This window comes from Hankyongella ginsenosidimutans, from assembly GCF_005144965.1.
GTDB lineage: Bacteria > Pseudomonadota > Alphaproteobacteria > Sphingomonadales > Sphingomonadaceae > Hankyongella > Hankyongella ginsenosidimutans.
This window is the reverse complement of record NZ_CP039704.1, coordinates 1,351,103-1,376,197: the sequence shown is the minus strand read 5'-3', so window position 1 is coordinate 1,376,197 and position 25,095 is coordinate 1,351,103. Positions and strand designations below refer to the sequence as shown.

Genomic DNA, 25,095 nt, shown 5'->3' with positions numbered 1-25,095 from the left:
TGCCGTGTTTGCGGCGGCTCAGTTCCTCAATTTCTCGATTTCGGCCGCCAGCCGGCTCGGCTGGTCGGTGGCGATCCGCTCGAGCACGGCGATCCGCTCTTCAAGGCGCGCGACCTTGCCGTGCAGTTTCTCGTTCTCGGCCGTCAGCAGTTCGATGGTGCGCCGGGCGTCCGCGCCTTGTCGACGCAGCCGCCCCATTCGTTCTCGAGCGGGTAGCCGTGCCTGGCCCTGATCCAGCTGGTGATGACCCAGCCCGCCATGCTCATGCCGATGATGCTGAGCACAAATCCCGGTCCGTGAAAGTCCATGTGCCTGTCCCTCTGCGTTCAGTTGGCGCGGCTGTCGCGCAGGCGGTCGATCTCGTCGGCGACGGTCTGGCCGCGGTCGGTAACGATGCGCTCCAGTACCCGGGTGCGCTGTTCCAGCGTCTGCAGGCGCTCGCCCTGGACCGCGACCTGCAGCTCGAGCTGCTTGACCGTCTCCGCGCTGGCGGAAGAGGCCTTCTCGATCGGCCGGCCCCAGAGGTCGGTCAGTTGGTAGCCGTGCTTGACGCGGATCTTGTTGACCCAGACCCAGCCGATCGTGCCGAACATCGCCAGCATGATGACCATGCCCATCAGGTCGCCGCCTTGAATTGGTCCGATTAGCATTGTTCTTTCCCTCTGTACGCCCGCGCCGGTTAGCGCAGGCGGTCGATTTCGGCTGACAGGTTGCGGCTGGACGAGGTCACGTGGGTCTCGATGTCGCGCAGGCGGCGGTCGAGATCGCGGAAGCTGCCGCGCACCTCGCGCAGGCCCTGGCTGGGGCTGGTGCGCATCTCGCGCCAGAATTTCTGCTCTGCTTCGGGCAGATCGTAGAGCGCGCGCGGCTTGTTCTCCGCCAGCCAGCCGATCACGAGGTAGGCCGGGATGGTGATGCCGGCACCGCCCATAATGCTGACCAGCACGGTCCCCACGCGCACCCAGAGCGGGTCGACACCGAAGTAGTCGGCTGCCCCGGCGCATACGCCCATGAACTTGGCGTTGCGCTTGTCGAGATAGAAGCGGGTTCTGCTAGACATGTGTGTCCTCCAAAGAGCCTGATCGGCTGAGGTTGAAGCGTATGCGCTCCAACCGAGGGCGTGAATCAGTCTCTCTTCAAATAGTTAGATCATGATTCACGTTACAGATTGACCCAATCTGTAACGATCATGATCCTGCGCGGTCGCCCTGGCGCCAGCCGGGCTGTCCGCGTCCATGATGCGTTCGATGGTGCGAACGCGGTCTTCGAGCCGATGCGCGAGCGCATACAGGTCGTCGATGGTCTGTTCGTCTTTGTCCGACAGGCTGCGCGCTTTGCGCAGTTGCAGGACATAGTGGAAGATGAGCGCCGGCATCACCACGAACAGACTGATGATGGCAATGACCGGCACGAGCGTCTCGCTCAAGGATACGACGATGGGGTCCACGCAGCCCTCCTGTTACTTGTTCCCTGCCAGCTTACGCTTCATCGCTTCCAGTTCGGCGTCAATGGCGTCGGAGGTCTTCAGTTCAGCGATTTCCTCGTCGAGGGTCTTGGCCTTGCCGAGGTCATAGGCCTCGACGCGCCCTTCTGCGAGGTCGACCCGGCGCTCCAGCAGGTCGAACCGCTGAAAGGCTTCGTCGATCTTCGGGCTGGAGACCATGCGGCGCATGCGCGAGCGGTTTTCCAGCGTCTCCAGCCGCGAGAGGATGGTCGTCTGGCGGGCGCGGGCCTCGCGCAGCTTGGCTTCCAGCTTCTGGATGTCGGCTTCATGCTTGACGAGGCCGTCGTCCAGCAGCGCGATGTCATGGCGCAGTTGCTCGATGGTGGTGCCGAGCTTCTGCTTTTCGGCAAGCGCCGCCTTGGCCAGGTCTTCGCGATCCTTGGAGCGCCAGTTCCGCCTTCTCCGCCCAGGAGACCATGGCGGCTTCCAGGCGCTGGATGGTGCGGTTCGCTTCCTTCTGGTCGGCGATAGTGCGTGCGGCCGATGCGCGAACCTCGACGAGCGTTTCCTCCATCTCGAGGATGATCATGCGGATCATCTTCGCGGGGTCTTCGGCGCGCTCCAGCAGGTCGCTGACGTTGGCCGAGATGATGTCGCCGAGGCGAGAAAAGATACCCATGCGTTGTACTCCTGTTGACGGACCTGCGTCGGGCCTTGGAGGCGTTGCCGTCTCCTAGTAAGCGACGGTGCAGGTCGGTTGCGGTGCCGGGCGATCGCTGGGCCGACAGCGGCCAGGATCAGGGTCGTTGCGACGAGTCCGCCGCAGACGACGCCTACCAGGGCGCGAACGACGGACGATGAAAAGAAATTGGCGGTCATGGCAGTGTTCCCTCTTGCTGTGATCTTGTTCGCCCTGTGTGGGCTGATGCCAGTAAGATTGCAGAAGGCGTGCCAAGTCGTGCGCCAAGTCTAAACCATTGTAAAGTCTGGGTAAAAATATTGGTTTCCAATTTGGTCGTTAAATTTATTGCCAAGAATTGGTGGTTTACGCCATATATTGGTTATGGATGCCGGAACTACCCAGATGGTCGGCCAGTCGGCCGCGTTTCTCGACGCGATGGAGCATGCGTCCGCCGTTGCGGGCCTCAATCGCCCGGTGCTGGTGATCGGCGAGCGCGGCACCGGCAAGGAGCTGGTTGCAGAGCGCGTCCATCGCCTGTCTGCGCGCTGGGACCAGCCGTTTCTGCAGATGAACTGCGCAGCGCTCTCGGATACGCTCATTGACGCCGAGCTGTTCGGCTACGAGGCGGGTGCATTCACCGGTGCGGCCCGCGCGCGCGCCGGCCGCTTCGAGGAGGCGGATGGCGGCACCCTGTTCCTGGACGAGATCGCGACCCTGTCGTCCCAGGCGCAGGAGAAGCTGCTGCGTGTCATCGAATACGGCCAGTTGCAGCGCATCGGCTCCAACAAGACGCTGACCGTCGATGTGCGTGTGGTCGGGGCGACCAACGAGGACCTGCCGGCACTGGCGGCGCGCGGCCGCTTCCGCGCTGACCTGCTCGACCGCTTGTCATTCGATGTCGTGACCCTGCCGCCGCGCGCGCGCGCCGACGACATCCCGCTGCTCGCCGACTTCTTCGGGCGGCGCATGGCTGCCGAACTCGGCTGGCGGCGCTATCCAGGGTTCAGCCCCGGTGCGCAAGAACAACTGCTGGCGCACGACTGGCCGGGCAACGTGCGCGAACTGAAGAATGTGGTCGAGCGGGCGGTCTACCGCTGGGGCGACCCCGACTCGCCGGTGGCGCGCCTGGCGTTCGATCCATTCGAGTCGCCCTGGCGGCCGCAGCCGGCATCGCTCAATCCGTCCCCGGCGCAAGAGCAGGTACGCGCAGCGCCGTCGCTGCCCAATCCGGAAGTGCCCAGCGACTTCCGCGCCAGCGTCGCTGCCTATGAATGCGATGTGCTGACGCGCGCGCTGAACGCGGCGCGGTATAACCAGCGCGCCGCCGCGTCTGCGCTCGGTCTCAGCTACGATCAGTTTCGCCACTGCCTGCGCAAGCACGGCCTGCAGGCAGAAGCGCGCAGCGAGAGCTTGAAGGGGTAAGGCGGCATTGCTTTCCACCTCAACCGACTAGTGTCGTGGGATCGAAGTTCGTTCCACCATGATATCGGGCGATCAAGCGAACTTCGATCCTGAAAACGACACGAGAAACAATATCTTGCTAGACCATGATTCACGCCTTCGGTTGAAGCACATATGCTTCAACCTCAACCGATCAGGCTCAAGGGTCAGGCCCCAAGACCAAGGCACACTGAACTGAACCTATCTGGATAGCGTTATCCCGGCGCAAACCGGGATGACGCTATCCTGAGCTTTGACAGAAGGGCTGAGCGGCCCGTGGTTCTGTCTCAGCTCACCACGAGCGGACTTTTCAAGCTGAGACATTACTCCGCTGGAATGACGGGTATGGGTCAAACCCCATGCACTCTGGTATAACCCACGGCCTCTCGCGTTTCCCCGTTGCCGCGGGCGCGAAAACGCGCCACATGCGGCGCGAACCAAGAGGCTTGACCGATGCACGACCGTGACGCTGACCCCGCCGTCTGGGGCAGGGGCGCTTCCTTGAACTCTGGGCGCGCGGGCGCTGGGAATATGCGGTGCGCACCGAAGGACGCGGCGCGCGTGGCGCGATCGCCGTCATCGCCACCACGGACGCACCGGAGCTGGTTCTGGTTGAGCAGTGGCGCGCATCCTACAACCGCACCACCATCGAGCTGCCGGCAGGGCTGGTCGGCGACGACTCGGCGACCGCCGAGGAGCCGCTGCTGGACGCCGCCCAGCGCGAACTGGAGGAGGAAACCGGCTTTCGCGCCCGCAACTGGCGACTGCTGTGCTCGGCGGCGTCCTCCCCGGCTTGGCGCGCGAATCGATTTCGGTGTTCCGGGCGACGCATCTGACGCGCATCGGCCCCGGCGGCGGTACGCCGGAGGAAGGCATCGCGGTCCACCGGGTGCGGCTCGATGCGCTGCTTGGCTGGCTGACCGTCCAGCAGGCCAACGGCAAGCCCATCGACATCAAGGTCTGGTATGCCGCCGCCGTCCTCGCCAGCGAGCGTTAGAGCCCCAGCGCGCTGAGGCCGGGATGATCGTCCGGGCGGCGACCAAGCGGCCAGTGGAACTTGCGCTCCTGTTCGCGGATCGGGACGTCGTTGATGCTGGCGTGGCGCTCGGCCATGTAGCCGTCGGCATCGAACAGCCAGTTCTCATTGCCGCAGGAGCGGAACCAATTGCCGCTATCGTCGCGCCATTCATAGACGAAGCGCACGGCGATGCGGGCATCTGTGAACGCCCAGACCTCCTTGATCAGGCGATAGTCCAGTTCCTTGACCCATTTTCGGGTCAGGAATGCCTCGATCTCGCTGCGCCCGGTGATGAATTCCGCGCGATTGCGCCATCGGCTGCCCGGCGTGTAGGCGAGCGCGACCTTCGCGGGGTCGCGGCTGTTCCATGCATCCTCGGCCATGCGGGCCTTCTGGGCAGCGGTCTCGGCGGTGAACGGTGGCAGGGGTGGGCGGCTCATGGTCACTCCTCAATTTCCAGCCCTGGCTATCCCCTGGAGGGCATCAATTTCAAGCCGCGACGCTACCTCCTATCGAGCAAATAGTTCGACTCGATTGTTCGACAGTTTGGCGACCGCGTCCGTACCGTCGCGCAGGGGCAATTCGCTGCAATAGGCGTGCGTCTCGGATACCGTAATCCCCAGAGTCTTCAGCGTCTCAGAGAGGCTCTTGGCACGCTCGCGAGTCTTGGCGCATGCCTGATCGTAGGGCACTGAGGCGTCTGCAAAGGAAGCCAGCGCAAATTTGAGGCCCGGTTTCTTCGCCACCAGGTCCGTCAGGCGCGTCATGTCGCGGATGGCGCGGTTGTCCGGTTCGTCGCTGTTTGGCTTGAAGCGGAACGCCGCCTCCACCGGGGTCGTCGACTGTCGCAGCCGGCAATAGTCGTTGCGGTCGCCGCGCCACTGGTCGCTCAGCATGCAGGGCGCAGCCGCGGCGCCGGCCTTGTCGGGCGGGCCGGAGAGCGAGAGGTCGTAAAGCCGAGCTTGTTGACGATGCTCTGGCCTTTGTCGCCGAGGACGAAGGTGACGAACGGGAAGACGTGCGGCGACGTCGTCGGCGTCGGGGTATAGAGATACAGCCGGCGCGAGAGCAGGTAGGTTTCTTTCTTGATCGAATAGCGGCTGGGAGTGATCGCCGGTAGCGCGCCGTCCGCGACCGCCAGCACCTTCGCTTTGCGGATGTAGGGCAGCCCCACGAACCCAAGCCCGTTCGGATCGCCGGAGACTGCCTTTTCCAGCAGCTCGCTGTCGGCGAAGCGCTTGATCTGCGTCGTGCGTAGCGGGACTTCCTTGAGGACGATGTCCTTGAAGCCGTCGTAAGTGCCGGAGCGGTCGTCGCGGGCGTAGAAGTCGATCGGCCCGGAGATCGGCACGCCGAGTTCGCTCCAGGTGCTGATCTCGCCGACAAACGCCTTCTGGATTTGTGCGCGGGACAGTTGGGTGAGCGGGTTCGACGGGTGGACGATCACCGCGATGCCATCGACCGCGATGATGTGCTCGGCGCCGGCGCTGGTCAGCGCGCCCTGGTTGCGGATGTAAATCTCCTCCAGTTTCTTGACCGGCCGGGACGACATGCCGATGTCGGCCTTGCTGGCGGAGAGCGCGTCGAAGGCGGTGCCGGAGCCGTAGGCCATGACCTCGATGCCGACGAGCTTGCCGTCCAACGTCCCGCTGACTACCCGCTCGGGGATCGGCATGCCCTTGTCGTCCACGCGCTGATGGATTTCGATTTCCGTCGCGCCAAGCGTTGCGAGATAGCCCGCCGCCAGATGCGGCAACAACTCGCCGCCAACGGAGTTCGATCCCGCGAACTTCAGCAGGTAGTGCGGCATCTGGGTGCGCGTCGCCGGCCCGCTGTAGGCAGCCTCGTCGGCGGCCCCGTCGTTCTTGCCGGCAAGCGCGCGCTTGATGGCGTTGACCTGCGGCGTCAGGTCGACCAGCGAAGAGATGATAAGTCCGATAAACAGAAAAGGGCGGCCACCGCCGCCCACTTCAAGATTTGTCTGGCAGTACGACCCTCGCTGCCGTCGGGTACGGAATAGCGGTCACGGTCCATGCGCGCACTCCCCTGCATGCGCCAGGCCTCAACCCGGCGAAAGAGCCTTATTGTTTGCAGCGCGTACCGTCGCAGGCTCGATGACTAGCATTACGAAGCATACCCGCTTAGAGCCTGATCGGTTGAGGTTGAAGCATGATTGCTTCAACCGATGGCGTGAATCAGGCTCTTTTCAAATTTATAGACCTTGGTCGTTTCAGATTGAATCGATCAGGGTCTAACCTGAGGGCAGTTTATGCTTAATTCGCGTGTTCGCCAAGAAGGAAAGCGCGCAAGAGCTTGTCTACGCTCTATTTTTCATCTCGCAGCCGCGAAGGGTCAAGGGCGCGCCTCCCGAGAACCGCAGGCGGACTGTGCGGTGTCGAAAGCGGCGCTGAAACCTTCCAGGGGCAATTGCTCGGCGACCTGGGTCCCGCGCAGCGAGCGCGCGGCCAGCGTCACGCTGCGCAGGCGGCGCAGGCTGTTGACGATCTGCGCGTCGGTTGCAGCGTCCGGCGCCAGGCGCTTTCACCGCGGGGCAGCAGGGTGAACCGGCGGTCTCCGGCCGTCAGGCTCACCGGATGCTCATCGGCGATCGGGAAACCCGCAGCCCAGTGAATTTGCGCCTCAATGCCGCGTCGCGGCGCGATGGCGACGCTTAGGTAGTTCGGGCCGCGGCGCTTGCCGGACAGGCTGTTGGGGATTTCGGCGATCACGTAGCAGGTCAATGTCGGGCGTGTATCGCGCAGCGCCGCCCAGGCGCCGAACACGCCAAGCTGGGTGCGTGCGGCCTGCGCCGGCTGCGCCAGCACCATCAGAAGGAGGAGGAACGGTGTTTTAGCCACCGTCGCCAGTCGCCGGCGCCGGGACAGGGCCATCGCCAAGGTGTATGACCGTCTCGACGCCAGCCTCGATGCGTACGATGCTGCCTTGCGGCAGCGGGCGAGCCAGGGCGACGGCGACGGGCGGCGTCACATCCGGCACATCGCCGCCGGTCAGCAGGCCGCGCAGAATCCGGGTGGTGAACCCGTGGCTTATGGCCAGGATAGGCTGCGGGCTGTCGGCGACGTCATGAAGCCAGGAGGTCAGGCGGTCTGCAATGGCGTCGTACCACTCGCCGTCCGGCGCCGGCTCGGTGAACAGGCGCCGCTTTCGGTCCAGCACCGGCCGACCAAGCTCGGCCTCGACCTCGCGGATATGCCGGTGTTGCCAGCTGCCGACGTCGATTTCATCGAGGCGGGCGTCGCTGGCAGCGGTAAAGAAGCTGAGATTGAGATGCTCGGCGATCAGCGACAGCGTCTGCTGGGTGCGGCCGGCCGACGAGCACCAGAGCGCCAGCACGGGGCTCGGCCCGAAATGCGCGCGCAGGGCCTGCCCCATGGCTTCCGCCTGCCGGAAGCCGCGCGTGCTCAGCGGTGTGTGGTTTTCGCGTCCTGCAAAATGCCGACCGCGTTGTGAATGGTCTGCACATGGCGAGCGAGGTACAGGACAGGCAGGCGTGGCGGGAGCATGGGATGTTCCTGCACGCTTTAATCTAGTGCGGCAACTGCTTCCTGGCCGGTGGCGGAATTGAGACTGTTCGTTGGCTACGGGGTTGACCGGTTGGCGGGCCGGCTCGTAAATCCCATCAAGACATTCGGGAGGGTGAGCATGAAGCTTCGACAAACCGCTGCTGAGGCGCTGGATGGCCTGTTGCATGACGACATGCTGATCGCCGCCGGCGGCTTCGGGCTGTGCGGCATCCCGGAGCGCCTGATCGACGCCATCGTCGATTCCGGGGTGAAGGGCCTGACCATCGCATCCAACAACGCCGGGATTGACAACGTCGGCCTCGGCAAGCTTCTGCGCAGCCGTCAGATCCGGAAGATGATCTCCTCCTATGTCGGCGAAAACAAGGAGTTCGAGCGGCAGTATCTGGCCGGCGAGCTCGATGTCGAATTCTGCCCGCAAGGTACGCTGGCGGAGCGCATGCGCGCGGGTGGCGCCGGCATCCCCGGCTTCTACACCAAGACCGGGCTTGGCACGGCCGTTGCCGAGGGCAAGGAGCACAAGATCTTCGATGGCCAGGAATATATCCTGGAGCGCGGGATCTTCGCCGATCTCTCGATCGTGAAAGCCTGGAAGGCGGACGAAACCGGCAACCTCGTGTTCCGCAAGACCGCGCGCAACTTCAACGTCCCGGCGGCGACCTGCGGCAGGGTCTGCGTCGCCGAGGTCGAGGAACTGGTGCCGGCCGGCAGCCTGGACCCGGATCACATCCATCTGCCCGGCGTCTATGTAAAGCGCCTGATCGTCGGCAGCCCGTACGACAAGAGAATAGAGTTCCGCACGGTTCGACAACGGGTTGCGGCCTGAGGGAAGAGGAGCCACGCATGACCACGCAGGACACACTGGCCAAGGGCTGGACCCGTGACGACATGGCCGCCCGCGCGGCGCGCGAACTGCAGGACGGCTATTACGTCAACCTCGGCATCGGCATCCCGACGCTGGTCGCCAACCACATCCCCGATGGCATGCAGGTGACGCTGCAGAGCGAGAACGGCATGCTCGGCATTGGCCCGTTCCCCTACGAGGACGAGGTCGACGCGGACCTGATCAACGCCGGCAAGCAGACGATCAGCGAGCTGCCGCACTCGGCCTATTTCGACAGTGCGGCCAGCTTCGCCATGATCCGGGGCGGCCATATCGATCTGACGGTGCTCGGCGCGATGGAAATCTCCGAGGGTGGGGACATCGCGAACTGGATGATCCCCGGCAAACTCATCAAGGGCATGGGCGGCGCCATGGACCTGGTGGCGGGCGTGAAACGCATCGTCGTGGTCATGGAGCATGTCTCCAAGAACGGCGACCCGAAGTTCATCCCGACCTGCACCTTGCCGCTGACCGGCCGCAATGTCGTGGACATGATCATCACCGACCTCGCGGTGTTCGAGCGCAAGGATCATGCGAGTCCGTTCGCGCTGATCGAGCTGGCGCCGGGCGTGACCGTGGACGAGGTGAAATCGAAGACCACGGCGCATTACACACTGGCCTGCTAGACGTTGATCGTTTCAGATTGAATCGATCTGAGGCGTGAATCAGGTCCTCAGTCACAACGTTTGATCCGTATCAAGGCGTGCCAGGCGTCGCACGGCAGACTGACCGCCAGGAGGACCAACCATGACCCTGACCCGCATCACACTGCGACTTGCGCGCAATCCCGACCATGGCTTTCCCGAGGGCGACGATGCCCGCGGCTATACGCTCGCGCTGCCGCTCGATGCGGCCGGGCACATCGACGAGGCGGCCTGGCTGGCGGCGCGCCAGCGCTGCACGGTCGAGAGCTTCGCGCCGGATGAGGATAAACGCCAGGGCCGGCTCAACCGCCGCGGCCACAACTGGTTCTTCGATTACGATGCAAGCGATACGGCGGACGACGAGCCGCTGTTCAAGCTGGAGCGGCACAGTTTCGGCCTCGGCGACTATGTGACCATCCGCGACGACGAGGATCGGATGCTCACCTACCGGGTTTCGGACGCACAGCCGCTTGAATGAGCATTTCCCTGCGTCTCGGCCCTTGTCGAGCAACGACTTGCGCTTTATCAATTTCCACGAGAAGCGGCTGCCAAGGCCGCCGTCGTTGGATAAGTGCAAAAGGCGTCGCCGTTCCGGCGGCACCGCCAAGAACAGGGATGACCGAATGCAGGTCCGCGTTGAACGCGCCGCGTTTCTGAAAGCGCTCGCGCATGTGCAATCCGTCGTCGAACGCCGCAACACCATCCCCATTCTTTCGAATGTGCTGCTGGAGGCGGATGCCGACGGCCTGAAGCTGATGGCGACCGACCTCGATCTGCAGATCGTCGAACGGGTCGAGGCGCGCACGGATGCCCCGGCGCCATCACGGTCGCCGCGCACACCCTGTTCGACATCGTGCGCAAACTCGCAGACGGCGCGCAGGTCGAACTGAAGCTTGCCGACGGCCGGCTCGCGGTGGCGGCGGGTCGCGCCCGCTTCACGCTCGCGACCCTGCCGCGTGACGATTTCCCGGTGATCGCGGACGATGCGCTGCCCTTCGGGTTCACCCTGCCAAGCGTCACCCTGAAGCAGATGATCGACAAGACCCGCTTTGCGATCTCGACCGAGGAAACCCGCTACTACCTCAACGGCATCTTCCTGCATGTGACCGATGAGGCCACCCCGCATCTGCGGGCCGTCGCAACCGACGGGCACCGGCTGGCCCGCGTCGCCATTCCGCAGCCGGATGGCGCGGTCGGCATGCCGGACGCCATCGTGCCGCGCAAGGCGATCGCGGAGGTGCGCAAGCTGCTCGACGAGACCGATGGCGACATCCGCGTCAGCCTCGGCCAGTCCAAGATCCGCTTCGAATTCGCCAACGCGGTGCTGACCTCCAAGCTGATCGACGGCACCTTCCCGGATTACATGCGGGTGATCCCGACCGCCAACGACCGCCTGCTGACCATCGATCCGAAGGCGCTCGCCGAAGGTGTGGACCGGGTGTCGGCGATCGCCACCGAGAAGACCCGCGCGGTCAAGCTCTCGCTCGGGCCGAACCGGGTTCTGCTGTCCGTGACCTCGGCTGAGAGTGGTGCTGCGACCGAAGAGATCGAGGCCGAGTACAGCGCACCCGCCTTCGATGTCGGCTTCAACGCCCGCTACCTGATCGACATCCTCAATCAGGTCGACACCCAGACGGTGCAGATGCACCTGGCGGACGCCGCCGCGCCGACCCTGATCCGCGAGGGCGACAGCAGCGCCGCACTCTACGTCATCATGCCGATGCGGGTATGACAGGCGCGTACGCCCCGGTCCCGCTGCCGGACTACACCGAGTATCCGGTGGAGGACATGCGGGCGCAGGCGCGAGCCTTCTATGCGCAGATTCGCCGGCGCCACACCGTGCGCGACTTCGACGACCGGCCGGTGCCGCGCGACATCATCGAGACCTGCCTGATGGCGGCCGGCACCGCGCCCAACGGCGCGAACCACCAGCCCTGGCACTTCACGGTGATCGGCAGTCCGGCGCTGAAGCAGGACATCCGCACGGCGGCCGAAGTCGAGGAGCGCGCCTTCTACGACGGCAAGGCCGGCAAGGAATGGCTGGACGCGCTCGCGCCGCTCGGCACCGATGCGGACAAGAGCTTCCTGGAGCGCGCGCCCTGGCTGATCGCGGTGTTCGGCGCGCGCCGCAGCCGCAGCGCGGACGGCAAGCTGCGCAAGAATTACTATGTTCCCGAGTCGGTCAGCATCGCTGCCGGTTTCCTGCTGTGCGCGCTGCACCAGGCGGGGCTGGCCACGCTCACACACACGCCCAGCCCCATGGGTTTCCTCAATGCGCTGTGCGGACGCCCGGAGGATGAAAAGCCTTACCTGCTCATCGTCACCGGCTACCCGGCCCCTGGTGCCACCATTCCGGCGCATGCGCTGGAAAAAGCCGCTGCACGAGATCGCCAGCTTTCTCTGAGGGTCAAGAACCGACTGTCACACGGCATCGTGGAAGATGATGCCGAGCGTGAAGCGCAGGCCGCTCAGCACGCGGGTGACGCCGTGGCGCACCGCAATCCGGCGCGGGCCGCGCGGGCCGGCCACCATGCGGGTGCGCACCGGAATCACCACGCCGCAACCCTGCACCATAGGGGTGCTTCGCACCGGCTCTGCTGGCGCGGCCAGGTCTCGACCAGGGTCAGATGCCCGCCCGAGAAGTCAGCCGGGTCGGACAGCAGCACGATCACCTGCAGCGGGAACACCAGCGGGCCATAAAGATCCTGGTGCAGCCGGTTGTAGTCGCCGGGGCCGTAGCGCAGGATAAGCGGCGTCGGCCGGGTCTGGCCTGCCGCCTGGCAGCGGTCGAGCAGCGCGGCGTGCGTCTCCGGCCAGTCCTCGCCCCAGGCGCGGGCGACCTCGGCCAGCGGCGGGTAGAGCGCCTGGCGCAGCCTGGCCACCGGCTCCGGCAGCGGCAAGCTGAAATAACGGTAACACCCCTGCCCATAGCCATGGCGCGCCATCGTCACGGTCGAGCGGTAGCCGTCATCCGCCTCGAAGCCGTCGATGAACTGCCGGCAGGTCTGCGGTGTCAGGAGCGGCGGGGTGAGCGCATAGCCGATGTCGTCGATCCCGGCGCGCACCGCGTCTGGATCGAGGATCATGCACGCTTCTCCCCATCCAGCAGCGCCCGCTTGCGCTCCAGGCCCCAGCGGTAGCCGCCCAGCGTGCCGTCGCCGCGCAGGACCCGGTGGCAGGGCACCAGCACCGCGATACCGTTGCGCGCAGGCAGGCCGCCGCCCGCACCGCCTTCGGTGCGCCGATGCCATCGGCGAGTTCGGTATAGCTGATCGGCTGGCCCGGCTTGATGCGCATGAGGAAGCGCCAGACCTTGAGCTGGAACGCCGTACCCTTGAGATCGAGCGGCAGGTCCGGGACCGGCTGGCCCTGGCTCAGGTGGGCGTCGAGCGCGTCGATCCAGGCGTCGAGTGCGGCACTTGCCGGTGCCGGCTGCAGCACGGCGTTCGGATACTCGGCGGCGAGTTCCGCCATCAGCGCGTCCGCGCTGTCGCCGAAGCGCACGAAGCAGACGCCGCGCGCGGTTGCCGCCATGGTCAGCGGGCCGAGCGCGGTGTCGCGCGTCGCATGGTGGATGGTCTCGCCCGCGCCGCCAGCACGATAGGCGGACGGCGTCATGCCGAGCCGTCCGTCCACCTGCTCGTAGACCCGGCTGGTCGATCCGAAGCCGGCCTCGAAAATCGCGCCGGCAACGCTGTCGCCCTCGCGCAGCGACGCCTTCAGGCGCGCCAGCCGGGCCGCTGCCTGCACCTCGCGCGGCGATGCGCCAAGTGCGGCCGTGAACCGGCGCTGGAAATAGCTGGGGCTGAGGCCCACGCGCGCCGCCAGCGCCGTCAGCGACAGGGGTTCGTCGGCGTGGGTCTCGATCCAGCGGCCAAGCGCGCGCAGTTCGGCATCCAGCGCTGCCGCCGGGCGCACACTGTCCGGCCTGCAGCGCTTGCAGGCGCGCAGGCCCGCCACCTGAGCACTTGAGGCATCGGCGAAGAAGCGCACATTCTCGCGCCGGGCGGGACGGGCGGCGCAGCTTGGCCGGCAGTAGACGCCGGTCGTCATCACGCCATAGAGGAAAGTGCCGTCCGCACGCAGGTCGCGGGCGAGGACGGCGGTCCAGCGGTCATCGTCGGTCATGTCCATGCTGTCCTCCTTTAGCCGAGGCACGGCAGTCCGGCGAGGCTGCCGGTCAGAGTGGCGGCGCTGAACAGCAGCGCCAAGGCAAATGCGGTCAGGCGGGTCATCGTCAATCTCCTTCTTGCGTGACAACACCCGGATAGACCCTCAGCCGGCGGCGCGCGCTCCGGCGCTTGCGCTGGAATTTGCGTGATCGGCATTGGCAGAAGACGCGCGTACAGCTAATCCCTTCCGGTGACTTCCCCGTGACATGCCGGGTCAACCGCCTGCTGCTGACCCGCTACCGATCCTACCCCAGGCAACGATCGAGGCCGGCCCCGGGCTGGTCGCGGTTGTCGGCGCAAACGGCATCGGCAAGACCAATATCCTTGAGGCGCTGTCCCTGCTGTCGCCCGGCAGAGGCCTGCGCGCTGCCGCTCTTAATGAATTTTCGCACCAGGGTGCAGGCGGCTGGGCGGTGGCGGCACGGGTGCAGTCGGGCGACGAGACGCTTGACCTTGGCACCGGCGAATCACCGGACAGCGCCCAGCGCCGGGTGTTCCGCGCGAACGGCGAGGCCGCATCGAGCAGCGCGCTGGCCCGCGCCTTGACCCTGATCTGGCTGACGCCGGCGCAGGATCGGCTGTTTCTGGAAGCGCCGGCCGAACGCCGCCGGTTTCTGGACCGGATGGCGCTGGCGCTGGCACCGGAGCATGCGGGCCATGTCGCGCGCTACGAGGCGGCGCTGCGCGAGCGCCAGAAGCTGCTCAGCCTGCCCCGGCCGGATGCTGCCTGGCTCGACATCCTGGAGCAGAAGATCGCCGAGCAGGCAGTGGCGGTCGCCGCCGCACGCCTCGCCCATGCCCAGGCGCTGGCCGCGGAAATTGCTGGCGATGGCGCTTTTCCGGCAGCCACGCTGGCGCTCGAGGGCGTACTGGAGCAGGCGCTGGACGCAGGGGCCAAGGCGCTGGCGATCGAAGACGACGTGCGCGCGCGCCTCAAGGCGAACCGCGCGGCGGACGCGCAGGCAGGCCGCGCCCAGTTCGGGCCGCACCGCTGCGACCTGCTGGTCACCCACAGGGCCAAGCAGACACCGGCGCATCAGTGCTCGACCGGGGAACAGAAGGCGCTGCTGATCGGGCTTGTACTCGCGCAGGCGCGGCTGGTGGCGCGGGCGCAGGGCCGATTGCCGATCCTTCTGCTCGATGAGGTTGCAGCACATCTGGACGCGGACCGTCGAGCCGCGCTATTCCATCTGTTGAACGAACTGGGCGTCCAGGCGTGGATGACCGGTACCGACCGCGCCCTGTTTGCCAGCCTGGGCGCGAACGCCACCCTGCTCACCATCGACGACGGCCGGCCGATGGCCTTGGCCCTGAACTGAACGGGATTCCTGCATGACCACAGACGACGCCAACGACTACGGCGCGGATTCGATCAAGGTCCTCAAAGGCCTGGACGCGGTACGCAAGCGCCCGGGCATGTATATCGGCGACACGGAAGATGGCTCGGGCCTGCACCACATGGTGTTCGAGGTGACCGACAACGCCATCGACGAAGCGCTGGCGGGCTACGCCGACCGGGTGCTCGTACAGCTGAATCCCGACAATTCGGTGACCGTCACCGATAACGGCCGCGGCATCCCGACCGACATCCACCAGGAAGAGGGCGTATCGGCGGCCGAGGTCATAATGACCCAGCTTCATGCCGGCGGAAAGTTCGATCAGAACAGCTACAAGGTCTCCGGCGGTCTGCACGGGGTCGGCGTGTCGGTGGTCAACGCCCTGTCGGAGTGGCTGGAACTGCGCATCTGGCGCGGCGGGCAGGAATATTTCATGCGCTTCGAGCTGGGCGATGCGGTCGCGCCGCTGGTCGCGGTCGGGCCTGCCGGTCAGGACGAGCACGGGCGCGAGCGTCGCGGCACACAGGTGACCTTCCTGGCGTCCGACAAGACCTTCAAGATCACCGAGTATGACTATGAAAAGCTCGAGCATCGGTTCCGCGAGCTGGCGTTCCTGAACTCGGGCGTGCGGCTGCGCCTGACCGACGCGCGCCACGCAGAGACCCGCAGCCAGGAGCTGTTCTACGAGGGCGGCGTTGTCGCCTTCGTCCAGTATCTTGACCGCGCCAAGCAGCCGTTGATCCCGCAGCCGCTGGCGATCCGCGGTGTGCGCGACGGCGTGACCATCGACGTCGCCATGCAGTGGAACGACAGCTATTACGAGCAGGTCCTCTGCTTTACCAACAACATCCCGCAGCGCGACGGCGGCACGCACCTTGCCGCCTTCCGCGCCGCGCTCACCCGCACGCTCAACGCCTATGCCGAGCAGTCGGGCCTGCTGAAGAAGGAAAAGGTGAGCCTGACCGGCGAGGACATGCGCGAGGGCTGACCGCCATCGTCTCGGTCAAGCTGCCGGACCCCAAATTCTCCAGCCAGACCAAGGATAAGCTGGTCTCCTCCGAAGTGCGCCAGCCGATGGAGCAGATGCTGGGCGAGAAGCTTGCCGAGTGGCTCGAGGAAAATCCGGCGCATGCGCGTGCCATCGTGCAGAAGATCATCGAGGCCGCCGTCGCGCGCGATGCCGCCCGCAAGGCGCGTGACCTGACCCGGCGCAAGGGCGCGCTCGACATCGCCTCGCTGCCGGGCAAGCTGGCGGACTGCCAGGAACGTGACCCCGCGAAGTCGGAGCTGTTCCTGGTCGAGGGCGACTCGGCCGGTGGTTCGGCCAAGCAGGGCCGCAACCGGCAATACCAGGCAATCCTACCCCTGCGCGGCAAGATCCTCAACGTGGAGCGCGCCCGCTTCGACAAGATGCTGTCGTCCAAGGAAATCGGCACCATGATTTCCGCGCTCGGCACCGGCATCGGCCGCGACGACTTCGATCTTGCCAAGCTGCGCTACCACAAGGTCATCATCATGACCGACGCCGACGTCGACGGCGCGCACATCCGGACCTTGCTGCTCACCTTCTTCTACCGGCAGATGCGCAGCCTGATCGAGGCCGGGCACCTCTATGTCGCCCAGCCGCCGCTCTACAAGGTGGCCAAGGGCCGGACCGAGGTCTATCTCAAGGACGCCGCCGCCCTGGACGATTATCTGATCGACGCCGGCATCGGCGACTCGGTGCTCGAATCAGCGCAAGGGCAGCGCGCCGGCGCGGACCTGCTGGCGCTGGTCAGCCACGGCCGGCGCGTCAAGGCGCTGCTGGACTATGTCTCGCCCCGCTACCACAGCCTGCTGGTCGAGGAACTGGCGCTCGCCGGCGGCTTTGACCCCGGCGTGATCGCGTCGCCGGAACGCCAGGCGGCCGTCGCTACCCAGGTCGCGGCACGGCTGACGGCGATCGAGCCCGGCGACTGGAGCGGCGCGCTTTCGGTCGATGGCGGCTACCATTTCACCAACACCGTGCGCGGTGTCGCGGACCAGTATATTCTGGACCGGCCGCTGCTGGTCTCGGCGGAAGCGCGCAAGCTGCATGCAACCGCCCGCGAGGAGGCGGATGCCTACGCCCAGCCGCTCAAGTTGGCTCAGACGACTTTGCGCCGGCCGACCGAACTGGTCGCCCATGTGCTCGCCGCCGGCCGCAAGGGCCTGAGCGTCCAGCGCTACAAAGGGCTGGGCGAGATGAACCCGGACCAGTTGTGGGAGACCACGCTGGACCCGGACAACCGCACCATGCTGCAGGTGAAGGTGGGTGAGGCCGACCTGGCGGATGAGACCTTCACCAAGCTGATGGGCGATGTGGTCGAGCCGCGTCGCGAGTTCATCCAGCAGAATGCGCTCAGCGTCGCCAACCTGGACGTTTAGACCATGATCATTTCAGGTTGATTCAAGCTGAAACGATCATGGTTTTGGGCTTATTCCTGCATCACCACGGTTTACGCGGCCGGTTTTTCCAGCAGCAGCTGCACCGCATCGATGCCGCCGGCGCGGAAGCCGCCCTCGCAATAGGTCAGATAGTACCGCCAGAGCCGCTGGAAACGGTCGTCGAAGCCGGCGGGCAGCAACCCGCGCGCCGCTGCATGCTCGAAGCGCGCGCGCCAGCAGCGTAGCGTTTTCGCATAATCCAGCCCGAAGCGGTCGGCGGCGCGCCAGTTCAGGCCGGCCCGGCGGGCGGCGTCCTGCAGCCGCGCGAGCGGGCAGCATGCCCCGGGAAGATGTAGGTCTGGATGAAATCCGCGCCGCGCCGGTAGGTCTCGAAGACCGCATCGTCGATCACGATCACCTGGATCGCCGCCCGGCCGCCTGGCCGCAGCAGGCTGTAGACCTTGTCCATGTAGACTTGCCAGTAGCGCTCGCCGACCGCCTCCAGCATCTCAACCGAGACAATGTGATCGTAGACGCCGGCAACATCGCGATAATCCGCCAGGCGCAGCTTCACGCGGTCGCTCAGCCCGGCCTGCGCCAGCCGCGTGCGGCCGTAGTCGAGCTGGGCCTGGCTGAGCGTGAGGCCATCGACCAGCAGCCCGTCGTCGCGCGCGGCGATTTCCGCCAGGCCGCCCCAGCCGCAACCGATTTCCAGCAGCCGCTCGCCGGGGCGGGCGTTCAGGCTGTCCAGCAGGCGCCGGATCTTGCGTGTCTGCGCCTGCTCCAGCGTGTCGCCATCCGCGAAGATCGCCGCGGAATAGGTCATGCCACGGTCAAGCCAGGCGGCGTAGAAATCGTTGCCCAGATCATAGTGGAAGGCGATGTTACGCCGCGCACCCCGGCGTGTGTTGCTGCGCAGGGCATGCGCCAGCCGGTTGATCAGGCGGCTTCCGCGCGTGCCTTTCTGGCTTTGGCCCAAGGTGTGGCGGTTGGCGGTGAACAGTTCGGCGATCGCCGCCAGGTCCGGCGAATCCCAGTCGCCGTCGATGTAGCTGCGCGACCAGCCGAGCGTGCCGCCAAGCATGTAGCGCCGCGCCGGCCGCCAGCTGTTCAGCCAGACCTCAGCATTTGGTCCGGGTTTGTGGCCGCCGATATGGCGCACGCTGCCGTCCGGCAAGCGCGCGGTCAGCCGCCCTGTTTGCAGGCGCTGGTCGAGTGCGCGCATGAGCGGTTCGATGCTCAGTGCCATCAGCCGCCCCAGGCCGCCATCGCCCAGAGCGAAGCCCCGGTCGGCAAGCAGAAGGCGGCGCGCGCGCAGACTATGGTCGTCAGACACAGGCGGTCTCCGGAAGATCGATGGTGAATTGTCGTGGTGCGCCTGCCGGGCGACGGTGATAACGGGCACCCTTGCGCCAGAGGTGCAGGGCTTCCCAGTGGATGCCGCCAAGCACTTTGACTGCCATCAGCGGATTGATGGCAAGCGCGCGCAACAGGGCAGCATCCGTCAGTGGACGGCGTACCCCGGTCTGCCTGGCGACAAGCCGCGCCCGGCCCGCAGTATCCAGGTAGGTGATGGCCAGCTCGAGCGTGTCCCCTGGCAGCGGGGCATGAAAACGGTAGCTGCCATCCATCGGAAAGAACGGGCTGACGTGGAAGCGTTTGGCGCAGGCATGCGTATCCGGTCCCAGCACGTAGCAATGACGGTCGCCGAACGTGTTGGTCACCTGATAGATGGCACCCGTAGGCCTGCCTGCGGCATCCAGCCCGTAATAAAGTGCCAGCGGGTTGAAAACATGCCCGAGCAGGCGCGGAAAGCACAGCAATGCGATGCGTTCGGCTCCAAGGCCGTGTCCTTGAAAGACAGACTGTGCCCAGGCCTTGAGGCCGCTTGGGGTGCCCGGCCCATGGTCGGCCTGGCGAAAGCCGATCAGCCCGGGCGCATCGATGCGCAGCAGGCGGCACTGCGCGGCGATTGCCTCGAGTTCATCGAGGTCGAGCAGCAGCGAGAACACCCGGTACTGGAAAGCGTGGCGCAGGGGTTGCAGCCGCTGGTGGCCAACCCACCCAACGTAGAGGCACGAGCGCATCACGCCGCCGCCTGCGCGTGGACCCGCGCTGCCAGCATCCCGGCAATCACCAGGCCGGAGGCGCAACCGTCCTCATGAAAGCCATAACGGGTCCAGGCGCCGCAGAACCACAACCGGTCGGCTCCTGGATCGTCTCCAGCCGGCGCTGGGCGCGGATTGCCGCTAGGTCGAAGACCGGATGCCGGAATTCCAGCGTCTGGAACATCTTATCCGGTGCAATCGCGATCTGCGGGTTGAGGCTGACGAAAATATCCTGGCGTGGGTCGAGCCCCTGCAGGTTGTTCATCCAGTAGGTGACGGGTGCCGGCGCGTCGAGCTGCGGGGGCCGCCGGTCACATAGTTCCAGCTGGCCCAGGCGCTGCGCTTGCGCGGCATGGCCCGCGCGTCGCCATGGACCACCGCCAGGTTCGGCGCGGTGCGGAACGCACCAAGCACCTGCTGCTCGGCCAGGCTTGGCGCATCGATGAGCGCCAGTGCCTGGTCGGCATGGCAGGCCAGTACCACCTGGTCGAAGCGGCGTGGCGGCTGGCCATGCGCATGAATTTCCACGCTATCGGCATGGCGGATGATGCGGGTGACCGCGCTGCCGGGCAGGCGTTCGGCGGGTGTTGCCGCATGCAGCGCTGCGACATAGCGCCGGCTGCCGCCGGTCACCGTGCGCCACGGCGGGCGGCGCCGAGAGAAAACAGGCCATGGTTGCGGAAGAACTGCACGAACGTCGCCGCCGGAAAGTCGAGGGCCTGCGCAAACGGCGCGGACCAGATTGCCGCCGTCATCGGCACGATGTGCCAGTCGATGAAGCTCTGCGAGACTCCAAGCTGCCCCAGCAGCACCCGCAAGGTCGTCGCCTCCAGGTCGAAGCGCTGGTCGAGCGCCGGCCCGGCGCGGTAGAAGCGCAGGATGTCACGCCCCATGCGCCAGAACCCGGGCCGCAGCAGGTTACGCTTCTGCGCCAGCAGCGCACTGGCCCGGCCCTCGCTGCGGTATTCCAGTGTGCCGTCGGCCAGGCTGACACCGAACGACATGTCGGTCGGCTGGGTTTCGACGCCCAGCGTCTCGAACAGCCGGATCAGGTTCGGATAGTTCAAGGTGTTGTAGACGATGAACCCGGCGTCGACTGGGGTCGGTTTGCCGGCAATGTCGATGTCCAGCGTGCAGGCATGGCCGCCGAAACGGCCCTCCGCCTCGTACTGCGTGACGTCGAGATGGCGCGCCAGTGCCCAGGCCGCGCTGTTGCCGGCGATACCGCTGCCGACGATGGCGATGGACGCGTGCGGCATGTCAGGCGCTCCTCAGGGTGGCGTAAGCCGCCAGCGCATGCGCGCGCGCTGCGCCGTGGTCGACGATGGGGTGCGGATAGTCAACGCCCAGGCGCACGCCAGCGGCGCGCAAGATGGCATCCGGGGCCAGCCAGGGCGCGTGGATGTGCGCATCCGGCAGCTTTGCCAGTTCCGGCACCCAGGCGCGGATATACGCGCCGTCCGGATCGAACTTCTGGCTTTGGGTCACCGGGTTGAAGACGCGGAAATAGGGGCGGCGTCCGCGCCGGAGCCCGCGGTCCACTGCCAGCCGGCGGCGTTGTTGGCGAGGTCGGCGTCGACAAGCGTGTCCCAGAACCAGCGCTCGCCGATCCGCCAGTCGATCATCAGGTCCTTGATCAGAAACGAGGCGGCGATCATCCGCACCCGGTTGTGCATCCAACCGGTGCGCCAGAGCTGGCGCATGCCGGCATCGATGATCGGATAGCCGGTCCCGCCCTGCCGCCAGGCGGTCAGTTCCTGGTCCTGGGCGTGGCCCAGGGAAGGCGTCGAATTCGCGGCGCCAGTTCACGTCCGCCAGGTCCGGCGCATGCAGCAGCAGATTGATCGAGAAATCCCGCCAGCCGACCTGTCGCAGAAAAGCCTCGCCGCCCGTGCGCCCCTGAAAGCCATGCCAGACCCGGCGTGGGCTGAGTTCGCCGAAGTGCAGGTGCGGCGACAGGCGCGACGTCGCATCGACGGCGCAGAAATCCCGTCGCTCTGCATAATGTTGCGGTGAGAACGTTTCGAGGCGCTGGGCGGCACCGGCCTCACCCGGCGTCCAGTGCGCGGGAAATTCACGCGCCCAGTTCGGCCGGCGCGGCAGCAGGCCCCAGTCGTCCAGCGCATCGCCGTCCGGCACGGCTTCAGGGCATGGACCGAGATGCGCCGGCGCGGGGATGCAGGGCGGCACGGCCAGATTGCTCAAGGTGCGCCAGAACGGCGTGAACACCTTGAACGGCGTCCCGCCGGCCGTGCGCACCGTCTCCGGCGGGTGCAGCGCAACACCATCATGCAAGGCGACCGGGGCGTGTGCGGCGAGCGCCTGCTCCTGCCGGCGCGCCCAGGGCTCGTAATGGCGCAGGGCATGGACGGTCGCGCTGCCCAGCCGGTCCGAGAGATCAGCCAGCAGCCGCACCGGATCGCCGCGCAGCAGGATCAGCCGGTTGCCACGTTCCTGCAGCGCGCAATCAAGGGCGCGCAGGGAATGGTGCAACCACCAGCGACTGGCCCCGCCCATCGCCCAGTGGCCAGCGCCGTGCTCGTCGAGCACATAGACGAAGGCTGTCCGTGCTGCGGCTGCGGCGTGCACCGCAGCTTGGTCATACAGGCGCAGATCCTGGCGGAACCAGACAATGGCAGGGGAGGCAGGCAAGCAAAATCCGTGTATCGATGTGCCGTTACAGTGCACACAATACGCGACAATCCTGCCTGCGGATCAATGGGCGAGGTGCGCGCGGGTCTGGATTCACGCCTTTAAAAACGCGCGCTATTGCCCGTCCCCGCTGCGCACGGAACGATAATTCTGCAGGCCCTGCGGCTGGCCGCGCGAAGCGGCGCTGCGCCCGGTCGCGCAACGCCTCCAACGAAGAAGCGAAGGCGCGGCGGTCTTCGTCGGTCAGACGCGAGACGGCGCTCACCAGCGCCCAATGGCGCTGCTGCTGCAATTGCAGAGAAAGCTTGCGCTCCCGCTCCAGCGCCTGCTTCAACGCATTCTCATCGAAGTGCGGGGCGGCAATCAGATCGATGATCTGCTGCTGCACCTGGCGGGTAGCCTGCGCGGCTTCAGGATTCTTGCCGGCTTTCCAGGCAGCGCTCATGATCTCGCGGCCCTCAGTGGACATGTTCTGCAGGAACAGCGGCTCGCCGGGTGGTGGGCCGCCAAGGTCCGGGGCCAGCTGGGCGTGCGCGGCGGCGGTGGCGGCGAACAGCAGGCTGGCGGCAAGGAGGGTGGTTCGGAACATCATAGCCATTCGTCAGAGTCGACTTCGGAGAAAACCATCTGCAAGGCGTCGTCGTCGGTCAAGACCGTGGGTGCGGCGACACGCACCACCGTTGCCGGCGCACTGGCTGTTTGCGGAACCGGGACGTCGGCCGGCGTTGTCACCAACGCGACGGCAAGCCCCGCAGCGACCAGCCCGCCGGCGCCGACTAGCCCGCGCCGCCAGTTGCGCGGCAGGGCGGCGGGGACGTCGTGGTTCGGTGCGATGTCCTGCGGCGTCGACTGCGCCAGAGCGACGAGCGCGGCGCGCGCCTCAAGGCGGCTTGCGTGCGCCGGCCACTGTGCGAGATCTTCGTCCAGCGCGCATTCGGCGGCGGCGAGCGCCGCCAGCGCCGGCTGCGCGGCAAGGCGTGCGGTGGCCGGGCCGCGCAGTTCCGGTGGCCAGCGATCCGGGTCGGCACCGTAGGTCTGAAGCAGTGCCGTAACCGTCTCGATCGACACGTGCGCGGTCATAGCGCCTCCTTGAGCGGGGTGAGCAGGGCCTTCAGGTGCGCGCGGCCGCGCGACAACAGTGATTCGACCGCCTTGGGCTGGGTTTCCATCGCGTGGGCGACCTCCGCCATGCTCAGGCCGTCGACGTAAAACAGTGCCAGCGCCGCCCGCTGCCGGGCTGGCACATCCAGCAGGGCGGCGTGCAGTCTGGCGGCGCGGTCGTTGGCGAGCGCCGCCTGCTCTGGGTGGGGTGTCGCCGGCGGTCTCGGCGACAGCGTCCAGATCCTCGACCGGACGGATCATGCGTTTGCGATCAAGGCAGAGATTGACGACGACGCGCTTGATCCAGGCGCTGAAAGCGCCGCGCGCGGGTCGTAAGCGTTGGGCCGTCGCCAGAGCCTCAGAAACGCTTCCTGCACAATATCCTCCGCAGCGCTGCCGTCCATCAAGATGCGTGAGGCAAGCGCAACGATGCGTGCATGATGACGGTCGACCAGCGCCGAGAACGCAGCCGAATCGCCGGCGGCAACGCCAGCCACCAGCGCGGCATCGGTCTGAGGGTCTCATCCATCCGCCGCATCATGCTCCTCATGGCTTCTACGGCTGGGCGGCGGTCGATCCTTCGCGTAATTGCCCAAAAATGCCGCGATCTGCCCAGCGTTACCGCGCCGTCCCTAACGCACTGTCCAGGTCTGGCCGTCGCGCAGCAGTTTGTCGAAATCGGCAGCACCCCGTTTGGCCGCCACGTCCCGTGCCTGCGCGATCACGGCGGACTCGAAGGTCGGCGCCGGATCGCAGTAGAGCACGCCGAGCGCGACCGGAAATGGCCCGAACGGCATCTCGACCAGCATCTGCGCGACCGCCTTGTTGGTCTCGTCGTGTACCAGAACGTCGTCGAGGCTCACGCCGTCCACACCGACAGTCACGACCTCGAGGTGCAGGCTGTCGCGGTTGAGGCGCAGGCCCTTGTCCTTGTTCTTCCCGAAGATCATCGGCTTGCCGTGCTCCAGCAGCAACTGGGTGTCGGCAGCGACCGGCTTTTCGGTGAACGGCCCAGACGCCGTCGTTATAGACGATGCAGTTCTGGAAGATTTCCACGAAGCTTGCGCCCTTGTGCTGGTAGGCGCGGGCGAACACCTCCGGCATGTGCTTTTGAGCGGTGTCGATGGTGCGGGCGACGAAGCGGCCGTTCGAGCCAAGCGCGAAGCCGCAGGCCGAGACCGGGCGGTCGACCGAGCCGAACGGCGTCGACGGCGAGCGGGTGCCTACCCGGCTGGTCGGCGAGTACTGACCCTGGTCAGGCCGTAAATCTCGTTGTTGAACAGCAGGATGTTGAGGTCGACGTTGCGGCGGATCGCATGCATCGTGTGGTTGCCGCCGATCGACAGCGCGTCGCCGTCGCCGGTGATGACCCAGACATCGAGGTCCGGATTGGCGAGCTTCAGTCCGGTTGCCACCGCTGGCGCGCGGCCGTGGATGGTGTGGAAGCCGTAGGTCGCCATGTAATAGGGAAGCGGCTGGAGCAGCCGATGCCAGAGATGAACACGGTGTTCTCGGGCCGTGCTCCCAGCGCAGGAAGCGTGCGCTGCATGCACTTCAGGATGGCGTAATCGCCGCAGCCGGGGCACCAGCGCACCTCCTGGTCGGAGGTGAAGTCGTCCGGGGTCAGTGGTTTCAGGTCGGTCATGTCGTTCATGGGTCTGTTCCT

Annotated in this window: 29 protein-coding genes and 8 pseudogenes; 12 read left to right on the top strand and 25 right to left on the bottom strand. The window is 66.2% G+C overall.

The features are described from left to right. Positions 1-18: 18 nt before the first annotated feature. The 5 genes and pseudogenes from E6W36_RS08055 to pspA all read right to left on the bottom strand — a co-directional run bounded on the left by E6W36_RS08055 (position 19) and on the right by pspA (position 2,123). Positions 19-308 (bottom strand): annotated as a pseudogene (locus E6W36_RS08055) (hypothetical protein). Positions 309-326: 18 nt separating this feature from the next. Then, on the bottom strand, positions 327-650 hold the full coding sequence (locus E6W36_RS08050; RefSeq protein ID WP_222874302.1) for a hypothetical protein: 324 nt from the start codon (positions 648-650) through the stop codon (positions 327-329). 29 nt (positions 651-679) lie between these two features. After that, positions 680-1,060 (bottom strand): envelope stress response membrane protein PspC, encoded by a 381-nt coding sequence (gene pspC, locus E6W36_RS08045; protein ID WP_222874301.1) that lies wholly within the window; start codon positions 1,058-1,060, stop codon positions 680-682. Between the two features lie 96 nt (positions 1,061-1,156). Then, positions 1,157-1,447: an envelope stress response membrane protein PspB gene (gene pspB / locus E6W36_RS08040; protein WP_222874300.1), complete on the bottom strand. Its 291-nt coding sequence runs from the start codon at positions 1,445-1,447 to the stop codon at positions 1,157-1,159. Positions 1,448-1,459: 12 nt separating this feature from the next. Next, positions 1,460-2,123, bottom strand: a pseudogene (pspA, locus tag E6W36_RS08035) (phage shock protein PspA). A gap of 384 nt (positions 2,124-2,507) precedes the next feature. Between pspA and pspF the strand changes: the two are divergent. The 3 genes from pspF to E6W36_RS08020 all read left to right on the top strand — a co-directional run bounded on the left by pspF (position 2,508) and on the right by E6W36_RS08020 (position 4,563). Next, a complete protein-coding gene (gene pspF, locus E6W36_RS08030) occupies positions 2,508-3,548 on the top strand; it encodes a phage shock protein operon transcriptional activator (RefSeq protein WP_246048239.1) in 1,041 nt (346 codons plus the stop codon). Between the two features lie 554 nt (positions 3,549-4,102). Then, entirely contained in the window at positions 4,103-4,402 is a 300-nt protein-coding gene (locus E6W36_RS08025; protein ID WP_222874299.1) for an NUDIX hydrolase, read from the top strand. Further along, positions 4,381-4,563, top strand: a complete 183-nt coding sequence (locus E6W36_RS08020) for a hypothetical protein (RefSeq protein WP_222874298.1) — start codon at positions 4,381-4,383, stop codon at positions 4,561-4,563. The genes E6W36_RS08025 and E6W36_RS08020 overlap by 22 nt, the downstream gene beginning before the upstream one ends. On the opposite strand, the gene E6W36_RS08015 is transcribed toward E6W36_RS08020, so the two are convergent. The 6 genes from E6W36_RS08015 to E6W36_RS07990 all read right to left on the bottom strand — a co-directional run bounded on the left by E6W36_RS08015 (position 4,560) and on the right by E6W36_RS07990 (position 8,295). Next, entirely contained in the window at positions 4,560-5,024 is a 465-nt protein-coding gene (locus tag E6W36_RS08015) for a nuclear transport factor 2 family protein (protein WP_222874297.1), read from the bottom strand. The two genes, E6W36_RS08020 and E6W36_RS08015, sit on opposite strands and share 4 nt — an antisense overlap. Positions 5,025-5,093: 69 nt before the next feature. Then, complete coding sequence (locus E6W36_RS08010; RefSeq protein WP_222874296.1) at positions 5,094-5,480, bottom strand: OmpA family protein; 387 nt, start codon at positions 5,478-5,480, stop codon at positions 5,094-5,096. Next, positions 5,474-6,553 carry a phosphate ABC transporter substrate-binding protein gene (locus E6W36_RS08005; RefSeq protein ID WP_222874295.1) on the bottom strand — a complete coding sequence of 360 codons (1,080 nt, stop codon included), beginning with the start codon at positions 6,551-6,553 and terminating at the stop codon, positions 5,474-5,476. Before E6W36_RS08005 ends, E6W36_RS08010 begins: the two co-directional genes overlap by 7 nt. Before the next feature lie 383 nt (positions 6,554-6,936). Next, entirely contained in the window at positions 6,937-7,059 is a 123-nt protein-coding gene (locus tag E6W36_RS08000) for a hypothetical protein (protein WP_246048238.1), read from the bottom strand. Further along, positions 7,056-7,412, bottom strand: coding sequence for a hypothetical protein (locus E6W36_RS07995; protein WP_222874294.1), 357 nt, complete (start codon positions 7,410-7,412; stop codon positions 7,056-7,058). The genes E6W36_RS08000 and E6W36_RS07995 overlap by 4 nt, the downstream gene beginning before the upstream one ends. A gap of 22 nt (positions 7,413-7,434) precedes the next feature. Further along, entirely contained in the window at positions 7,435-8,295 is an 861-nt protein-coding gene (locus E6W36_RS07990) for a histidine phosphatase family protein (protein ID WP_246048237.1), read from the bottom strand. Between E6W36_RS07990 and E6W36_RS07985 the strand changes: the two genes are divergently transcribed. The 5 genes and pseudogenes from E6W36_RS07985 to E6W36_RS07965 all read left to right on the top strand — a co-directional run. Beyond that, positions 8,248-8,952 (top strand): CoA transferase subunit A, encoded by a 705-nt coding sequence (locus tag E6W36_RS07985; RefSeq protein ID WP_222874293.1) that lies wholly within the window; start codon positions 8,248-8,250, stop codon positions 8,950-8,952. The two genes, E6W36_RS07990 and E6W36_RS07985, sit on opposite strands and share 48 nt — an antisense overlap. A gap of 17 nt (positions 8,953-8,969) precedes the next feature. Beyond that, entirely contained in the window at positions 8,970-9,635 is a 666-nt protein-coding gene (locus tag E6W36_RS07980; RefSeq protein ID WP_222874292.1) for a CoA transferase subunit B, read from the top strand. 121 nt (positions 9,636-9,756) lie between these two features. Next, complete coding sequence (locus tag E6W36_RS07975; RefSeq protein WP_222874291.1) at positions 9,757-10,131, top strand: hypothetical protein; 375 nt, start codon at positions 9,757-9,759, stop codon at positions 10,129-10,131. 145 nt (positions 10,132-10,276) lie between these two features. Beyond that, positions 10,277-11,385: pseudogene (gene dnaN / locus E6W36_RS07970) on the top strand (DNA polymerase III subunit beta). Further along, positions 11,382-11,924: pseudogene (locus E6W36_RS07965) on the top strand (nitroreductase family protein); the annotation flags it as partial. The pseudogenes dnaN and E6W36_RS07965, both read left to right, overlap by 4 nt. Before the next feature lie 150 nt (positions 11,925-12,074). Here the strand turns inward: E6W36_RS07965 and E6W36_RS07960 are convergent. The 3 genes and pseudogenes from E6W36_RS07960 to E6W36_RS07955 form a co-directional block, all read right to left on the bottom strand. Then, positions 12,075-12,598 (bottom strand): annotated as a pseudogene (locus E6W36_RS07960) (2OG-Fe(II) oxygenase). A gap of 137 nt (positions 12,599-12,735) precedes the next feature. Beyond that, positions 12,736-12,837, bottom strand: coding sequence for an MGMT family protein (locus E6W36_RS23965; protein WP_484103596.1), 102 nt, complete (start codon positions 12,835-12,837; stop codon positions 12,736-12,738). Between the two features lie 83 nt (positions 12,838-12,920). Further along, positions 12,921-13,706 (bottom strand): annotated as a pseudogene (locus tag E6W36_RS07955) (bifunctional transcriptional activator/DNA repair enzyme AdaA); the annotation flags it as partial. Positions 13,707-14,031: 325 nt separating this feature from the next. On the opposite strand from E6W36_RS07955, the gene recF reads away from it, so the two are divergent. From recF to E6W36_RS23230, 3 genes and pseudogenes are all read left to right on the top strand, one after another. Further along, positions 14,032-15,144, top strand: a complete 1,113-nt coding sequence (gene recF / locus E6W36_RS07950; RefSeq protein WP_342776837.1) for a DNA replication/repair protein RecF — start codon at positions 14,032-14,034, stop codon at positions 15,142-15,144. A 13-nt stretch (positions 15,145-15,157) separates the two neighbouring features. Continuing rightward, positions 15,158-16,302 (top strand): annotated as a pseudogene (locus E6W36_RS23235) (ATP-binding protein); the annotation flags it as partial. Between the two features lie 3 nt (positions 16,303-16,305). Beyond that, positions 16,306-17,568, top strand: coding sequence for a toprim domain-containing protein (locus E6W36_RS23230; protein ID WP_425459720.1), 1,263 nt, complete (start codon positions 16,306-16,308; stop codon positions 17,566-17,568). A 71-nt stretch (positions 17,569-17,639) separates the two neighbouring features. Here E6W36_RS23230 and E6W36_RS21960 read toward each other — a convergent pair whose 3' ends face one another. Genes E6W36_RS21960 through E6W36_RS07895 form a run of 10 tightly spaced genes read right to left on the bottom strand, consistent with a single transcriptional unit; the run spans position 17,640 to position 23,593 of the window. Continuing rightward, positions 17,640-17,861, bottom strand: a complete 222-nt coding sequence (locus E6W36_RS21960) for a class I SAM-dependent methyltransferase (protein ID WP_342776861.1) — start codon at positions 17,859-17,861, stop codon at positions 17,640-17,642. Next, entirely contained in the window at positions 17,858-18,904 is a 1,047-nt protein-coding gene (locus E6W36_RS07935) for an SAM-dependent methyltransferase (protein ID WP_342776836.1), read from the bottom strand. Before E6W36_RS07935 ends, E6W36_RS21960 begins: the two co-directional genes overlap by 4 nt. After that, on the bottom strand, positions 18,897-19,655 hold the full coding sequence (locus tag E6W36_RS07930; RefSeq protein WP_246048293.1) for a DUF1365 domain-containing protein: 759 nt from the start codon (positions 19,653-19,655) through the stop codon (positions 18,897-18,899). Before E6W36_RS07930 ends, E6W36_RS07935 begins: the two co-directional genes overlap by 8 nt. Before the next feature lie 46 nt (positions 19,656-19,701). Beyond that, on the bottom strand, positions 19,702-19,941 hold the full coding sequence (locus tag E6W36_RS07925) for a hypothetical protein (protein ID WP_222874287.1): 240 nt from the start codon (positions 19,939-19,941) through the stop codon (positions 19,702-19,704). Further along, on the bottom strand, positions 19,938-20,309 hold the full coding sequence (locus E6W36_RS07920; protein ID WP_222874286.1) for an NAD(P)/FAD-dependent oxidoreductase: 372 nt from the start codon (positions 20,307-20,309) through the stop codon (positions 19,938-19,940). Before E6W36_RS07920 ends, E6W36_RS07925 begins: the two co-directional genes overlap by 4 nt. Beyond that, positions 20,306-20,935 (bottom strand): NAD(P)-binding protein, encoded by a 630-nt coding sequence (locus E6W36_RS07915; RefSeq protein WP_222874285.1) that lies wholly within the window; start codon positions 20,933-20,935, stop codon positions 20,306-20,308. The genes E6W36_RS07920 and E6W36_RS07915 overlap by 4 nt, the downstream gene beginning before the upstream one ends. Before the next feature lies 1 nt (position 20,936). Beyond that, complete coding sequence (locus E6W36_RS23225; protein ID WP_425459705.1) at positions 20,937-22,364, bottom strand: cryptochrome/photolyase family protein; 1,428 nt, start codon at positions 22,362-22,364, stop codon at positions 20,937-20,939. Then, on the bottom strand, positions 22,354-22,917 hold the full coding sequence (locus tag E6W36_RS07905; protein ID WP_246048292.1) for a periplasmic heavy metal sensor: 564 nt from the start codon (positions 22,915-22,917) through the stop codon (positions 22,354-22,356). The genes E6W36_RS23225 and E6W36_RS07905 overlap by 11 nt, the downstream gene beginning before the upstream one ends. Beyond that, positions 22,917-23,408 carry a hypothetical protein gene (locus E6W36_RS07900; RefSeq protein ID WP_222874283.1) on the bottom strand — a complete coding sequence of 164 codons (492 nt, stop codon included), beginning with the start codon at positions 23,406-23,408 and terminating at the stop codon, positions 22,917-22,919. The genes E6W36_RS07905 and E6W36_RS07900 overlap by 1 nt, the downstream gene beginning before the upstream one ends. Further along, a complete protein-coding gene (locus tag E6W36_RS07895) occupies positions 23,405-23,593 on the bottom strand; it encodes a sigma factor-like helix-turn-helix DNA-binding protein (protein ID WP_281277526.1) in 189 nt (62 codons plus the stop codon). Before E6W36_RS07895 ends, E6W36_RS07900 begins: the two co-directional genes overlap by 4 nt. Before the next feature lie 16 nt (positions 23,594-23,609). Between E6W36_RS07895 and E6W36_RS18520 the strand changes: the two genes are divergently transcribed. Further along, the gene (locus E6W36_RS18520; protein WP_246048236.1) at positions 23,610-23,765 is read left to right on the top strand and encodes a hypothetical protein; all 156 of its coding nucleotides are present in this window, start codon (positions 23,610-23,612) and stop codon (positions 23,763-23,765) included. Positions 23,766-24,061: 296 nt separating this feature from the next. Here E6W36_RS18520 and E6W36_RS07885 read toward each other — a convergent pair. Then, positions 24,062-25,083 (bottom strand): annotated as a pseudogene (locus E6W36_RS07885) (2-oxoacid:ferredoxin oxidoreductase subunit beta). Between the last annotated feature and the right edge of the window lie 12 nt (positions 25,084-25,095).

What these genes read in the sequence shown, in the direction of transcription:
- E6W36_RS08050 (WP_222874302.1), bottom strand. Translation starts at nt 650, where the DNA reads ATGCTAATCGGACCAATTCAAGGCGGCGACCTGATGGGCATGGTCATC.
- pspC (WP_222874301.1), bottom strand. Translation starts at nt 1,060, where the DNA reads ATGTCTAGCAGAACCCGCTTCTATCTCGACAAGCGCAACGCCAAGTTC.
- pspF (WP_246048239.1), top strand. Translation starts at nt 2,508, where the DNA reads ATGGATGCCGGAACTACCCAGATGGTCGGCCAGTCGGCCGCGTTTCTC.
- E6W36_RS08015 (WP_222874297.1), bottom strand. Translation starts at nt 5,024, where the DNA reads ATGAGCCGCCCACCCCTGCCACCGTTCACCGCCGAGACCGCTGCCCAG.
- E6W36_RS08010 (WP_222874296.1), bottom strand. Translation starts at nt 5,480, where the DNA reads ATGCTGAGCGACCAGTGGCGCGGCGACCGCAACGACTATTGCCGGCTG.
- E6W36_RS07995 (WP_222874294.1), bottom strand. Translation starts at nt 7,412, where the DNA reads ATGGTGCTGGCGCAGCCGGCGCAGGCCGCACGCACCCAGCTTGGCGTG.
- E6W36_RS07985 (WP_222874293.1), top strand. Translation starts at nt 8,248, where the DNA reads ATGAAGCTTCGACAAACCGCTGCTGAGGCGCTGGATGGCCTGTTGCAT.
- E6W36_RS07990 (WP_246048237.1), bottom strand. Translation starts at nt 8,295, where the DNA reads ATGCAACAGGCCATCCAGCGCCTCAGCAGCGGTTTGTCGAAGCTTCAT.
- E6W36_RS07980 (WP_222874292.1), top strand. Translation starts at nt 8,970, where the DNA reads ATGACCACGCAGGACACACTGGCCAAGGGCTGGACCCGTGACGACATG.
- E6W36_RS07975 (WP_222874291.1), top strand. Translation starts at nt 9,757, where the DNA reads ATGACCCTGACCCGCATCACACTGCGACTTGCGCGCAATCCCGACCAT.
- recF (WP_342776837.1), top strand. Translation starts at nt 14,032, where the DNA reads ATGCCGGGTCAACCGCCTGCTGCTGACCCGCTACCGATCCTACCCCAG.
- E6W36_RS07930 (WP_246048293.1), bottom strand. Translation starts at nt 19,655, where the DNA reads ATGCGCTCGTGCCTCTACGTTGGGTGGGTTGGCCACCAGCGGCTGCAA.
- E6W36_RS07925 (WP_222874287.1), bottom strand. Translation starts at nt 19,941, where the DNA reads ATGAACAACCTGCAGGGGCTCGACCCACGCCAGGATATTTTCGTCAGC.
- E6W36_RS07915 (WP_222874285.1), bottom strand. Translation starts at nt 20,935, where the DNA reads ATGCCGCACGCGTCCATCGCCATCGTCGGCAGCGGTATCGCCGGCAAC.
- E6W36_RS07905 (WP_246048292.1), bottom strand. Translation starts at nt 22,917, where the DNA reads ATGTTCCGAACCACCCTCCTTGCCGCCAGCCTGCTGTTCGCCGCCACC.
- E6W36_RS07900 (WP_222874283.1), bottom strand. Translation starts at nt 23,408, where the DNA reads ATGACCGCGCACGTGTCGATCGAGACGGTTACGGCACTGCTTCAGACC.